The following is a 14,068-nucleotide window of genomic DNA, read 5'->3' on the forward strand; positions in this document are numbered from 1 at the left end:
TTACTTTTTTATCATCAAATGAAAACACAAGATCAGTGTGTGGAAAATTACAATTATTAAAGAGAAAATATTTGGTTTAACATTGTTTTTGCGTTAAAACTAGAAAAAGCATCTGGGCGATATTTGGGGTAGTTTTGGGTAATGTCTGGGTGAATTTTAATTAACGCACCGCTGGCAAGGGCTAATGGAGCGGTAAATACTGCTCTCAAAAAAGAAGGAAAAAATATGAACAATATGAAAAACAAAAAAATGGCTTCCTTGATTGCAACCATCTTAATAGCGACAATAGCCCTTTCCTTTGCATATACACCAACAACTTCGGCAAGACTACGTGAATACGACAACATGGCATACGTTGCAGTTGCGCCAACCACAGTCGGCGTTGGCCAGACAGTATCTATCACCTTCTGGGCAGATAAACTGCCACCTACAGCTATCGGCGAATACGGCGACCGCTGGACCTTTGATGTCTACATCATTAAACCTGACGGAACAAACGTAACCATTTCAGACATTGAATCTGACTCTGTCGGCGGAGCATACACAACATTCACACCCGACCAGACAGGAAACTACACCATTCAAGCCTATCTGCAAGAACATGTCATTGATGGCGGCGCAAGCAGAGGCGAATTATCGCCAGGAGGCGTCGGCTGGTGGCCATCCGGTTCAGTTGTTTCTGGGTGGGACCCAATCGGTGTTGTCTTTAATGATGCCTATAGCGCAGCTATCACCTTAGAAGTTACAGACGAGCAAGTAGCAAACTACGAAGAAAACCCACTGCCAACCGATTATTGGACACGCCCAGTATATGATACCAACAGAGGCTGGTCAACCGTTGTCATGGGACAATGGCTAGGCGCTAGCGAACTGGTACAGTACGGCAACAGCGGCAAATACAACCCCTACAGCACTGGACCCTCATCTGCACACATACTTTGGTCTTCACCATACAGCAGCGGCGGCATTGCAGGCGGTGTTTCAACTGTTAACTCTTCAAGTTCTGACAACTCTTACTACAGCGGTCAATCATACGAAAACTACGGCGGGCCATCCATAGTGTTGAATGGTCGAGTCTATGTCGTCGACAATGTTAACCCACGGGAAGGCTTCTACTGCTATGACTTATACACAGGCGAAGTTCTCTACTATAGTAACAGTACAGGCTCAGTTTCAGGCGTTACCTCAGGCGGATTTTACAGTACAGGCGGTATGTACAGCGGCCAAGTGTCCTTTGGACAAGTGCTAGTCTATGATTCGCCTAACCAACACGGCACTCTTAGCTACTATTGGGTCACAACCACTGATAGGTCTTACACATGGGATATGTACGATGACTATAGCGCTTCATACATTTGCAGCATAGCAAACACGACATGGTCCGTTACAACACCGGATAGCAGAACCGTAACTCAAGGCGCAACAGGCACATCAGCAGTCGGAACCGACGGAAGCATACTAAGATACAACCTCGTCAACTTAGGCACAACAACATCGCCCAGTTGGTACCTACAGGTCTGGAACACTTCACAAGCCATCATGTACCCGCAATATCAACGTACAGCATCAACAGGCAGCAACGTCGAATGGATGTGGCGACCGGGATTAAACGCGACATACAATGGCAGAAACGGTTTCTCAGCAAATGTTAGCACCGCTATAACCCTACAAGGCAGCAGCTTAAGCATCCGTCAAGTCATACCCGATGAGCAAATGGTAGTAATCTATGCAGGCGCTAACAACGGGACCGTCTCAACTCCTGGCACAGTCTACTGCATCGACCTGTCACCCGGCAACGTAGGCGACATTCTATACAAATACAACTTCACAGCCCCCGCAAGCGTCGGCGACTCTTACGGTCAAAGTGAACAGTACAGCAACCACGACCCCGCATTCAATGGCGTTAACATCCAAGAAGGCATCTTCTGGTACACAAACGCAATGACTCAAGAATACTACATCTACGACTTAGACGATGGTTCACTTTTATGGACAGCCCCCGCAGCAGAACAATTCGCGTACTACGGCATGGGTACCGTTGTAGTCTATGATGGTCAATTCATTGACTGTGGCGGTTACTCAGGTGTTGTTCGCGCATTCAATGCCCAAAATGGTAACTTGCTATGGAACTGGACAGCGGAAAGCGTAGGCATCGGCGAAACATCATACCCCTTCACACCAACATACTTTGGCTGCCTCTCAGGCGACGGCTTACTATACCTCTATTCCAGCGAACACTCAGTCAACAACCCCATCCGACGCGACGCAAAACTCTGGTGCGTCAACGCATCAAGCGGCGACGAAGTATGGTCACTAACATGTTGGCCAAGCACCGCACCAATCCTTGCAGACGGAAGACTACTAGTACTCGACAGCCACGACAACGAAATCTACTGCTACGGTAAAGGCGCAAGCGCCACCACACTCTCAACAATGAACACTGTACCCACCTTAGGCTCAAGCATCCAAATAACTGGCACAGTCACAGACGACTCAGTATCCGGACGCATGGACACCAACGGCAACGTTGCAGTCGCATTGAAAGGTACTCCAGCAATCTCAGACGAGTCCATGGCAGCATGGATGGAATATCTCTACCGACAAGACGCACGACCCACAGACGCAACAGGCGTCGACGTGTATCTCTACGCGATTGACCCCAACGGAAACTACATTGACATCGGCACCACCACAAGCGACAGCTATGGCAACTACGCAATCGCCTATCAACCTGAAGTTCCAGGCACCTACCAGATCATCGCAACCTTTGCAGGCACTAACTCATACTATAGCTCATCAGCATCCTCATACCTCACAGTAGGCTCAGAAGCATCAACCCCAACCCCCGCACCAACCTCAAACAGTGAAGCATCAATCGTCTCCGCAGTCATGACCTACACCGCAGCAGCAGCAGTCGCCATAATCGTAGCAATCGCCATCGCAGTTGTCCTTATCCTAAACAAAAAACACTAAACAGAACCAAAATTCTTCCCTTTTCTTTTTTTTAAAAAAAAAAATCTATCAAAAAAAGATGCTAATTAAGTTAAGACTACGTTTGTGCTGTCGGAAAAGGCGTTGGTGTAACCAAAGATTGTAACGCACGGTAATTTTGCGTATTTATCCCTGCAGCCAAAAATAGTTGAAAAATTTTTTGCATTTCATCATCACTTGGACCTGACCCAATTCCGCCTGTGGTGAGCCCAACATATCCATTACGAGTAGGGTTATCTGTTATCGTCCAAATCGCAAATTGTTTAACACGAAAAGTTGCGTCTTGGAATTCCCGCAGATTCAATAGTTTTAACAAATCAGCAGAAGTTGACTCGCCAATCGCAAATGCATTTTGAGAACTAGGAGTTTCTAAATTCATGCTTAAGCAAGCGACGGAAAGAGTCTTGTAAGAGTTCGCATTTGCATCCAAATAAATCGTTGTTGAGTACAATGAAACCATATTTTGTACACCTGACGATTGAGAAAGGAAGGTTGTACCCGGTTTTATTGTGATTTCTAATGCGTGGTCAGTGTTTGATTTTAGGTTGAGCTTGATCTGTTGGAGGTTCATGCCTTCTACTGTTGCTTGAACTATACCTTGGGTTATGGCTGTTTGCAGGTCAATACTTGTGGGAGTCGTAGTTGGGGTTGAAGTTATGGAGGGAGTAGGTGTCGGGGTGCTTTGTTGAGTTGGACTAGCTGAAGGAGTTACTGGTGGGGGCGTTAGTATTGGCTGTGAAGTGACGGGGGGTAACGAGTCCGAGGGGGTAGCAGAGGGAGGCGGCGAAGGGGAGGTTTCACCATAAGTAATTGGTTTGTTATTGATAGCCACCAAGTAAATTGCGCTTCCGGCTACAATGCAGATGAATAATAAGATAACAAGGGATATGGCTATTGCCACCTTTTTTGTCGGATTAAATTGCATAAAAATTGCCCACCTATCGATTTTACCGAAAAAATCCAAATAAATGAAATAAACTGCCAGCTAATATATGTTTAAAGAAAAAACGCCCACCATTTTTGTTGAAGCTTTTAAAAATCTAACGATGCTTTTATTGTTAGTTTCAGACATCTTTGAAAAAGTATTAAGCTAATCCAAATGGGCTTCGTGCAAGATGCTACAAATGTGAGGCGTAAGGTTTTTAGGAAGCGTAAGTATGCTAAAGGAAGCGCACATCTCAAAAAAGAAGCAGATATATAGGAAAACTGCATTGAGAAAGATGCAAAACGTGTGGGCCGGTCGTCTAGCCTGGTTAGGACATCTGCTTGACGTGCAGAAGGTCGCCGGTCCGAATCCGGTTCGGCCCACCATTCTTCCCTTGATTATAGCATTCAATTGCAGAGTCGGGGCTTGTTTCCATGTCTTAGGTCCAAAATGATCCGATATGTTCGATAGGGCTTGTTCTCTGACTATGAAAGATTTAGGCATCTATTCTGGGCGCTTTCGACTATAGTCTTGTCCAAACAGAGACGCATAGTTGTTTTAGTCTGTTGTAGTTGTTTCCACATGAAAACGCTATTCCAATCGAATTAGATTGTCTAATCTTTCTGTTTGTTCCATCTCTTTTTTCTCTCTATTGTTATCCTTAAGAACGGTTCAGGAAGAATAGCAGGTGATTCATCAGTGGATCAATACAAATTAGGGGATCAAGCCATAGCAATAAAGAAAACGAAAGCTGAAAATCCTGATTTGGATGAGGATACTTTAGGTAGGAAAGCTATTAGGAGATAAATTTGAGCAACATATACTGAAAACGCTTTTAAAAAGTACGAAGCTGAGACGATAAGGAGAGTCAGGGATATGATAAAAGTGTAATTTAATCCCACTAGTCCTAACAGCTTTAAAATGTAAATCATTCGACTAAGAATTGAATAAGTTAGGTACGCACTAATTTAATATACAACTTGTATATATAGCGAGTATTTGCCAAATAGGCACTCGTTTGCCTGCTAAATTAGTATTCCGAGTTTGAAAAGCGGCTGAGCAAAATGACTAAATTGGAACTCCTGCTCGTAAATCCACCAAAATATAATGGTTTTTCAGTTACAAGGGAAGAACGCTGCGAAGAAGTCACCCGCTATTTGGTACTCATGCCTGCAACTCTGCTACTTTTGGCTAGCGCATTGAGAAAGCAAGGCCACCATGTTGAGTTGGTTGATGCGAACGCATTCAATCTTGGAATAGAAGAGTTAACAAAAAAATTTGATAACAAGAAATTCGACTGTGTTCTTTTTCCTTTTAATTCGTACGTAATATGGCAAGATATGAAGATCTGCGGCATCGCAAAGAAATCAAACCAATCATGCAAGACAATCAGTTTCTCTTTTTACTCAAGAGTAATAGCAAAAGAATTACTCTCCAACTACGAAGAGTTGGACATACAAATAGTCGGTTCTCCTTTTTCAGTTGTGCCCAGATTAATCAAGTGCTTTGCTGACAATGATAACGTTGAAACCGTGCGGGGGATAGCCTATAGAAAAAATAACCACGAAATAGTAGTAAACAACACAATTAAAGAGAAAGCATTAGCCGATTTTCCGCTTCCAGCCTATGACTTGTTACCGTCTTTCAAGCCTTACTACATAATTGATCCCCATTTGACTCCTGTTGCGTTAGTAATATCTGGGATAGGTTGCCCATTTTCCTGCAATTTTTGCAACTATGCTCAAACTGGATATGAAACTAGACCTATTTACAGTATAATCGATGAACTTAGACTATTAAAGCGACTTGGAAACCTTAAGTACGTTTGGTTTTACGATGCATCTTTTACTGTCAATCGTAAAAGGGCTACCGCCATTTGTGAAGCAATCATAAAAGAAGGCTTGCATTTCAAATGGTTTTGTGATTCAAGGGTGGATTCAGTCGATCAAGAGTTGCTTACACTAATGAGGAAATCTGGTTGCATCGGTATTTCTTACGGAGTGGAATCTGGATGCCAAAGAATCCTTGACGCGATGGGAAAAGGTTGTACGATAGAGCAGGCTAGAAAAGCATTAATCTGGACTCGCAAAGCAAGAATTATGGTTCAAATGAACATGATTATTGGTTATCCCGGAGAAAATGTCACATCACTTAACGAAAGCAAGGCCTTCATTAAAGAGATACTCCCCGAGAATTTACAAATCGCAACCCTTCAGGTTGTACCTGGAACGGCACTTTTCAGAGAGACAGCACTTAACCATGAAAAAGCCGAGAAGAATGATTTGGCACCATGCTTTAAGTATCGAGAATCCAAGCAGCTAAATGATGAAATAACAAGGATGAAACGAATTCTTTTGTTCAATCCTAAATGGTGGCTGCTTTCCGCAAGATCCCTATCGTTGAATCCGGAGCTAGTTTTACCACTGCTTGGAACATATGCCAGGGGATTCAGTGAAAAGGCTTTTTCTTACTTTTACCAATCATCTCTTGGAATGGCACTTGAACGCACACAATTTACACTCACGAGGGAAGAAGCCGTAGTTTAATATTCTAAAGTTATCTTTGTCATAAATTTCTTTCATTCTTTGAGGTGAGTAATCCAAGTAATGTTTCGCCAATATACTTCGGGGTATTCGTCCGCAAAGAGTATCAACGTAGCTATCGCTGACATCCTTTGAAACCATCTCACAACAGAATAAGTCCCTTAATCTCGAGGTGTGATAATTAATCCTGTCTTTGTTCTTGCCTATTTCCAAATATTGTGACTTTCCTTATTGACATTGGAAATAGTTTTGGATTGTCATCTTTTCCCATTCTTCAAGTATTGCTTTGGAACTTGAGATGTTTCTTCATTGAAGAAACTGAGCCGAGCCTTTTTAGTCTCTCCTGAATGAGGCTTTGGCTCAATCATCTTTTTCTCAAAATCGATACATCTTCAATTGAAAAATTCAAGACATCCATTCGTATTATTCCCCGTTTTCTTGATTGGAATTCTTTTCAGAAATAAGCTCAACATTCTGCTTGACGTACAGAAGGTAGCTGGTCCGAATCCGGTTCGGTCCACCACAAACAATTATTCTCAGCATCTCTTGTTCAAACAAGCTAGTGACTGGAACCGCAGAGGTTTTTAACCTCACAAACGTGTCAATCATCATTTTGCTTCTCGAAAAATTTATTAACAATACTTCACGTGTTACTAAATTAAAAAATCGTAATACAAATTATCATGGGACGTATGCAAATGGGAAAAAACAAAATCTTCGCCATTGTGGCAATAGCAATAGTCATAATCGCAGGCATAAGTGCAGTTTACCTCCTCACCTCAAACCAAGCAAACAATCAACCAACAGCAACAACTGTCACCGACGCACTCGGGAGAACAGTAACCATACCCCAACAGGTAGACTCCATCTACTGCATAGGCGCATGTTCCTTGCGGTTAGTGTCTTATTTTAACGCAGTTGACAAAGTACACGCAATCGAAACCGCCGGCACATTCAACACACTTGACGACCAAACATACTACCTCATCAACAAAGAAAAATTCTCAAACCTACCCCAAGTCGCAACCACCGCTGAAGCCATCCTAGACCTCAACCCCAGCCTCATAATCACATCCACCGCCGAAGACATCGCAACCGCAGACACTCTTCAAAGCCAAACCAACATCCCCGTCTACGTCATCAACGCCAACGTCGAATTCGGACAAGCATATTATGACCAGATAACTTCTCTGGGTACTTTGTTGGGAGAGTCAACCAGAGCTGCACAACTCAATGAGGGCGTCGCCAACATGATCAGCGAAATCACAGCTAAAGCAACTACTGCCAGCGTCGAGAAAGCCTATGCATGTGGCATGTTCTATTATGGCGGAGCGTCATTCCTCAAAGGCTCTGGCAACTATTTGCCCTTCGACTACTCGATGGTCACAAACGCGATTGAGCCTGCCGCTAATGGTCAACCTTACACCATCACGCTCGAAACCCTCATCGCAGCAAACCCAGACTACATATTTATAGACAGCATAGGACTAAACAGTTGCATCGACACAATCAACGGATACATTGACTCAAACACAGGATTAGCCGATGTTGCTGCAATTAAAGACAACAACATCTATTCAACATTGGTCTACAAGTGCTACGGCACCAATTGGGATAACCAGCTAGTGAACGTTTACTACATTGCATCAATAATGAACGGAAACCTCTACTCTTGGAACTTCGAGAACAAAGCAAACGAAATCATACAGCTATTTTATCCAGGAACCACAATGACCTACGCTCAAATCGCAGCAGCGCAGACAGGCAACGGATGCAGCAAAGTCACGCTGTAATCTGTTAATATACCTTTTTTTACATTATTTTTTTCCAATGGATGTGTAGTGGACGAGCAAAAAGCAAGTTAACCATCATCATGAGGGCGATAAGGAAGCATTTGACATTTATGAGGACAATGAAAAAGAAGGCAACCAAATCTCAAAAACATACCAGGGATTTGTAAAACGCAAACGCCTTTTCCTCATAGTTGGACTGCTTGTGCTCGTCGTTTGTGTAATCGTAGCCGCTCAAAACGGACCTATTAAAATCCCATTTCCAGACGTCATCAGATACATCTTCACCTTCGACACTTCCGGAATGGGCGGTACTGTCTGGAACATACGCATGGTCAGAATTGTCGGCGCTATAGCCGCAGGCGCAGGTTTAGCCGTTGCGGGGGTAGTGATGCAGTGTATTCTCCGCAACCCCCTTGCTTCACCCTTCACGTTAGGCATATCGAGCGCGGCTGCCTTCGGAGCCTCCTTCGCCATCATCTTCCTTGGCGCAGGCAGCAGCATGACCAACATAGTTTCCATCAATAACCCCTACGTGACCACCATATGCGCATTTTTATTCTCGCTGATAGCAACCGGAGCCATACTGGCACTTACCAAACTTACACGAGTCAGCGCTGAGACGATGATACTGGCAGGTGTGGCTATCAGCGTCATGTTCTCTGCAGGGTTATCCTTCATGCAGTACATTGCTACTGACTCACAGTTGGGCAATATTGTATCGTGGACCTTCGGCGATTTAGGCAAAGCAACTTGGTCTTGGAACACCCTAATTCTTGTGGTCTTTATCCCAGTGGCTTTTTACTTCTTCTACAAGAGATGGGACTATAATGCCCTAGACGCAGGAGAAGACACAGCCAAAGGGTTAGGCGTCAATACAGAACGGGAAAGACTCATAGGCATGATTTTAACCGCCGTTCTTTCCGCAGTCATAGTTTCCTTCTTCGGCATCATTGCCTTCATTGGCCTTCTGGGTCCACACATCGCCCGGATGATTATAGGCAGCGACCACCGTTACCTGATTCCGCTCTCAATTATCCTTGGAGCCATCATCTTGCTCATAGCAGACGCAATTGGTCAAGTAATCCTCTACCCATCAGTTATACCAGTAGGCATCATCACCTCAATGCTTGGAGGACCCCTTTTCATATACCTGCTAATCAGGAGGTACAGGAAATGATCTTCTTCGATGTGCAGGGCATCAATTTTGCTTATCGAAGCAGGCAAGTCCTAAACAACGTTTCATTCACAGTAGAGAAAGACGACGTCGTCTCCATTTTAGGACCTAATGGTGTTGGAAAAACCACTTTGATTAAATGCATAAGCAAGGTGCTTACACCAAACGCGGGCTCAGTGTCCATGGAAGGGTCAATCCTTCATGATATGAGCAAAAGAGACATCGCCAAGAACATAGGGTACGTAGCACAAAGAAGCGAGACATCCAAGACTACAGTGTTTGATTCTGTGCTGTTGGGTAGGAAACCTCACTTTGAATGGGACACCACTGAAAAAGACATTCGATTGGCAGGAAGAGTACTCCACCTATTAGGTCTCGATGGACTGGCACTCAAATACGTCGATGAAATCAGCGGAGGAGAATACCAACTTGTGCAAATAGCACGAGTTTTAGTTCAACAACCAAAAGTAATCCTCCTCGATGAGCCCACAAGCAGCCTTGATTTAGCCAACCAACACATGATAATGCACCTAATCAGAAACATAACCAAGAAGAATCATATGGCAGCAATCATGGTTATTCACGACCTCAACTTAGCCATCCGCCACTCAGACAAGTTTATCCTAATGAAGAGCGGGATGGTTTACGCAGCGGGAGACCATGAAATCATCACCCCCGAGAACATCAAAGAAGTATACAACATCGACGCATTCGTAGAGAGCGTACGCGGGATACCAGTGGTCATCCCAATATAAACGGAGCTAAAATACATGAATCCAAAACAAAGGGACTTCTTCAACGAAAAAGCAGGAATATGGGACAAGATTACCATTCACAACCTCGAAAAAGTCCAATACATCACAGATAAGCTGGAGATTCGCAGCAGTGACAGAATCTTGGACGTAGGCGCTGGAACAGGAATCATGATTCCTTTCTACGAAAAACAGCTGGGTGATGGAAGCGTGGTTGCGATGGATTATTCAGAGAAAATGATTGATATGGCCCGCTTGAAACATCCAGAGAATACTCACCCCAAGATTTCCTTCAGAGTTTCCGACGTTTATGAACTTAAATACGATGCGGAATTTGATTTGGTTGTTTGTTATTCCTGTTTTCCCCATTTCGTTGACCAGCCCCTAGCCATCAAGATACTAACTAAAGCACTAAATCAAGGCGGACGCTTGGCTGTGGCGCATTCTGATTCGGCAGACAAGATTAATGGTGTTCACATGAATGGGGGCGTGGCGGTCAAGAATGATTTCCTACCCAGCATGGAAGACCTCAAACAGATGATGAAAGATAGCGGCCTTACAGTCACTTTTGAAAGGAATGACGATAGCTACTTCATATGCATAGCTAAAAAGGCATAGTAAACGCAAATTAGACGCGAAGTTGAAATCTCCGCTCACGGCATTTTTCATCTTTGGTTGAGCACGGAGATTTTTATTTGGATTATTTCTTGATTTTCTCTTAGGCGGTCGACAAATTTTCTGATAAGGAGGGCTTGGCCTTTGAGGATTATGACTTCTAGGCAGAAGCCATGGTGGATGTGAGTGTGCATAAATGTTGAGACTAAGTCGCCGTAGACGTGTTGGGTTTCTATTAGGCGTCTGCGGTCGGCGTTTTCTTTGTAGATGAGGGTTATGGTTGCGATGGCTTCTCCGTCTAGGTCTTCGATTTGCAGGTCTTCGGTTAGGTATAGTCTTAGGGCTTGTCGGACTATTTCGGAGCGGCTTACGAAGCCTTTTTCTTTCATGTTTTGGTCAATTTGTTTGATTAAGGGGTCTGGTAGGGATAAGCTGATTACTGTCATCTTGGTTCGTTATTAGAGTTCGCTGTTGATGTTAATAACTTTTATTAAACTTTAGCAGAAGCAGCGACGTCATTATTAATGTTTTAAAAAAGCTTAATAATACCTTGAATGTAGCATCAACCATGAATAATAAACAAAAAATCCTTCTCACAACCATCATAATAGTTATCATAGCATCCATCAGTGTAATCTCGCTAACCACAAACAAACCCGCCTCAACCAAACTAAACGTGGTCACAACCTTCTACCCCCTAACATACCTAACCGAGCAAATCGGAGGGGACCAAATCCAAGTAACCCAACTTGTCTCCGACAACACCGAAATCCACAGCTGGGAACCCTCCGCCTCACACATCGTCGCCGCCCAAGACGCCGACATAATAATCTACAACGGCGCAGGCGCAGATCAATGGATGCAAGACGACATAATCCCTTCTCTATCAACTGCTAAAAATCGAACCATCGTAGACACAACAAATGGTCTAACACTCATCGCGAACCAAGAACATGAGGAGGAAACAGGTGAAGAAGGTCATGCCCATGGCGCATATGACCCCCACACGTGGATAAGCCCTTATATGGCTAAACAGCAAGCCCAGAACATCTACAACGCTCTAATCCAAGCAGACCCCCAACATGAAAGCTACTATACTCAAAGATGGAACAGCCTAGAAACACAACTCACCCAATTAGACAACGAATACACTCAATCCTTAGAAAACGCCGCCAAAGACACAATATTCGTATCCCATGAAGCCTTTGGTTACTTGGCAACTCGGTACGGTTTTGAGCAGCAAGGCGTAATTGGGTTATCAGCAGATGAGCAGCCAAGCGCAGCCACTATTGCTAACCTAGTCAAAGCCATGGAGGAGAAGCAAATCTATTCTGTTTATGTTGACCCAGTATATTCAAGAGAATACGCTCAAACCATACAAAGCGAAGTTCAAGCACAAACAGGAAAACAAGTAACGATATTGGAACTGTATTTGATTTTGGGGCAGACCGACGGTATGGATCTCATGCAGCAGATGCAAGCCAACCTATCAGACCTAAAAAACGGGTTGGAGGCAACATAGAACTCGAACGCTAAGTAAATAAAGGTAAACCGCAAACGTGTAGAGAAGAAACTTCATGCCTCAAACCACTCCCATTTTAGAAGTAAAAAATGTAGATATCTACCGTGGAAGCGAAAAAATAATCGATAAAGCCGACTTCGCCATAGACCGCGGTGACTACGTGGGGGTAGTGGGTCCTAACGGCGGCGGAAAAACCACCCTGTTAAGCGCAATCCTTAACTTTATCCCAATAACCAGCGGTGAGATACGCTTATTCGGCGAAGACATCAACAAATTTTGTGCGTGGGGCAAAGTCGCATACATTTCTCAGCAGGCAACCAGTTTTGAGGAGCAATTTCCTCTTACGGTTAGAGAACTTGTTTCTTTGGGCTGCATCAGGAGAGGCAACATTGGTCGTGGTCTTAAAGCGGAAGATTGGGCAGAGGTTGACCAAAGCATCGATTTCATGGGGTTATGCGATGTCGCGAACAAACGAATCGGGCAGCTTTCCGGGGGTCAAAAACAGCGGGTGTTTGTGGCAAAAGCCTTAGCCCGCAAACCCGAACTAATTTTTCTTGATGAACCCATCGTGGGTGTTGATTCTACTGCACAAGAGAAATTCTACGAAAAACTCAGCGATTTAAACCTTGAACGACAGACAACCATATTGATTGTCACCCACGATTTAGCCTCCGTTTTCTGTCGCATGTCAAAGGTTTTATGCGTCAACAAACGGGTAGAAGTAGCCAAAATAACCGAAGAACTAGATACATCACAGCTGCTCAAAAGGGCATACGGGGAACATTTCCATTTCGTCTTCCATAGACACGAATGTAAGGGAGTTTTCAATCACGAGCCTTAACCTTTTTGATTTATTTGGTTACCAATTCTTCCAAAATGCCCTCTTAGGCGGCACCATTGCAGCAGTAGCCTGCGGTTTAGTGGGGCTCTTCTTGGTACTAAAGAAGGAATCCATGGTAGGAGACGGAATATCGCACACCGCATTTGGCGGCGTAGCCATAGGCTTACTATTCGGCATCAACCCCCTCTTCACAGCCCTAATCGTTTCAATATTGGCAGTTTTCGCAATCTCATACATGAGGCAAAAAAAGATAGCTGCATCGGACTCCGCAATAGCAGTAATGCTTGCTTTAGGCTTCTCCACAGGTTTAATCGTGATTAGCATAGCAGGCGGCTTCAATGTTGAATTGTTTAGTTACTTGTTTGGCTCGATTTTGACGATTGACTGGACAGACTTAGTGCTGGTTTCCTCTTTAGGATTAGCTGTTGTGATATTCATCAGTATTTTCCGCCGCGAACTCCTCTCTATGGTCTTTGATGAAGATGATTCAAGAATTATGGGCATACCGACAAGAAAACTGTCCTTAGTTTTTGATTTATTGGTCGCAGTCACAATTGTGCTGTCAATCAAGGTTATTGGAACGATTCTTGTCGTGGCGCTTTTGGTGATTCCAGGGCTCTGCGCGCTGAGGCTAAATTTCTCTTTTAAGAAAACATTGCTCGCTACTGTCGGGTTTAGTGTTCTAAGCACAATTTTAGGAATCATCCTCTCAGCAGTGTTCAACATAGTGACTGCGGGTGTGATTGTTTTTGTTTTGGTGCTGTTCTTCCTTTTGACTTTGCTGTATAAAAAAATTGAATAAAACACACAAAAGAGTCACGCACTTTTTTGTTTCTTAGCTGTGATTAGGGACTGCGTGAAGGCCAGAAAAATCTACAATGCTCTTGAAAATGCGGGGCCGGCTGCCTTCTC

11 protein-coding genes and 1 tRNA gene are annotated in these 14,068 nt (G+C 43.9%); 10 read left to right on the top strand and 2 right to left on the bottom strand.

Going from position 1 to position 14,068, the window contains the following annotated elements:
• Positions 1–225: 225 nt before the first annotated feature.
• Entirely contained in the window at positions 226–2,973 is a 2,748-nt protein-coding gene (locus NWE92_13260) for a PQQ-binding-like beta-propeller repeat protein (protein ID MCW4030600.1), read from the top strand.
• Positions 2,974–3,049: 76 nt separating this feature from the next.
• Here NWE92_13260 and NWE92_13265 read toward each other — a convergent pair whose 3' ends face one another.
• On the bottom strand, positions 3,050–3,916 hold the full coding sequence (locus tag NWE92_13265) for a hypothetical protein (protein ID MCW4030601.1): 867 nt from the start codon (positions 3,914–3,916) through the stop codon (positions 3,050–3,052).
• Positions 3,917–4,224: 308 nt separating this feature from the next.
• Between NWE92_13265 and NWE92_13270 the strand changes: the two genes are divergently transcribed.
• The 6 genes from NWE92_13270 to NWE92_13295 all read left to right on the top strand — a co-directional run bounded on the left by NWE92_13270 (position 4,225) and on the right by NWE92_13295 (position 10,796).
• A tRNA-Val gene (locus tag NWE92_13270) sits at positions 4,225–4,302 on the top strand.
• A gap of 678 nt (positions 4,303–4,980) precedes the next feature.
• On the top strand, positions 4,981–6,462 hold the full coding sequence (locus NWE92_13275; protein MCW4030602.1) for a radical SAM protein: 1,482 nt from the start codon (positions 4,981–4,983) through the stop codon (positions 6,460–6,462).
• A gap of 695 nt (positions 6,463–7,157) precedes the next feature.
• A complete protein-coding gene (locus tag NWE92_13280) occupies positions 7,158–8,252 on the top strand; it encodes an ABC transporter substrate-binding protein (GenBank protein ID MCW4030603.1) in 1,095 nt (364 codons plus the stop codon).
• Positions 8,253–8,448: 196 nt separating this feature from the next.
• On the top strand, positions 8,449–9,429 hold the full coding sequence (locus NWE92_13285) for an iron ABC transporter permease (protein MCW4030604.1): 981 nt from the start codon (positions 8,449–8,451) through the stop codon (positions 9,427–9,429).
• Positions 9,429–10,181 (top strand): ABC transporter ATP-binding protein, encoded by a 753-nt coding sequence (locus NWE92_13290; protein MCW4030605.1) that lies wholly within the window; start codon positions 9,429–9,431, stop codon positions 10,179–10,181. The genes NWE92_13285 and NWE92_13290 overlap by 1 nt, the downstream gene beginning before the upstream one ends.
• A gap of 15 nt (positions 10,182–10,196) precedes the next feature.
• Entirely contained in the window at positions 10,197–10,796 is a 600-nt protein-coding gene (locus NWE92_13295; protein ID MCW4030606.1) for a class I SAM-dependent methyltransferase, read from the top strand.
• 47 nt (positions 10,797–10,843) lie between these two features.
• On the opposite strand, the gene nikR is transcribed toward NWE92_13295, so the two are convergent.
• Positions 10,844–11,239, bottom strand: a complete 396-nt coding sequence (gene nikR, locus NWE92_13300) for a nickel-responsive transcriptional regulator NikR (GenBank protein ID MCW4030607.1) — start codon at positions 11,237–11,239, stop codon at positions 10,844–10,846.
• Positions 11,240–11,361: 122 nt separating this feature from the next.
• Here nikR and NWE92_13305 point away from each other — a divergent pair, with 122 nt between their 5' ends.
• Genes NWE92_13305 through NWE92_13315 form a run of 3 tightly spaced genes read left to right on the top strand, consistent with a single transcriptional unit; the run spans position 11,362 to position 13,958 of the window.
• Complete coding sequence (locus NWE92_13305) at positions 11,362–12,315, top strand: zinc ABC transporter substrate-binding protein (protein MCW4030608.1); 954 nt, start codon at positions 11,362–11,364, stop codon at positions 12,313–12,315.
• A 55-nt stretch (positions 12,316–12,370) separates the two neighbouring features.
• Positions 12,371–13,156, top strand: coding sequence for a metal ABC transporter ATP-binding protein (locus tag NWE92_13310; protein ID MCW4030609.1), 786 nt, complete (start codon positions 12,371–12,373; stop codon positions 13,154–13,156).
• The gene (locus NWE92_13315) at positions 13,143–13,958 is read left to right on the top strand and encodes a metal ABC transporter permease (protein ID MCW4030610.1); all 816 of its coding nucleotides are present in this window, start codon (positions 13,143–13,145) and stop codon (positions 13,956–13,958) included. Before NWE92_13310 ends, NWE92_13315 begins: the two co-directional genes overlap by 14 nt.
• Positions 13,959–14,068 lie beyond the last annotated feature (110 nt).

The organism is Candidatus Bathyarchaeota archaeon (assembly GCA_026014745.1).
Classification (GTDB): domain Archaea; phylum Thermoproteota; class Bathyarchaeia; order Bathyarchaeales; family Bathycorpusculaceae; genus Bathycorpusculum.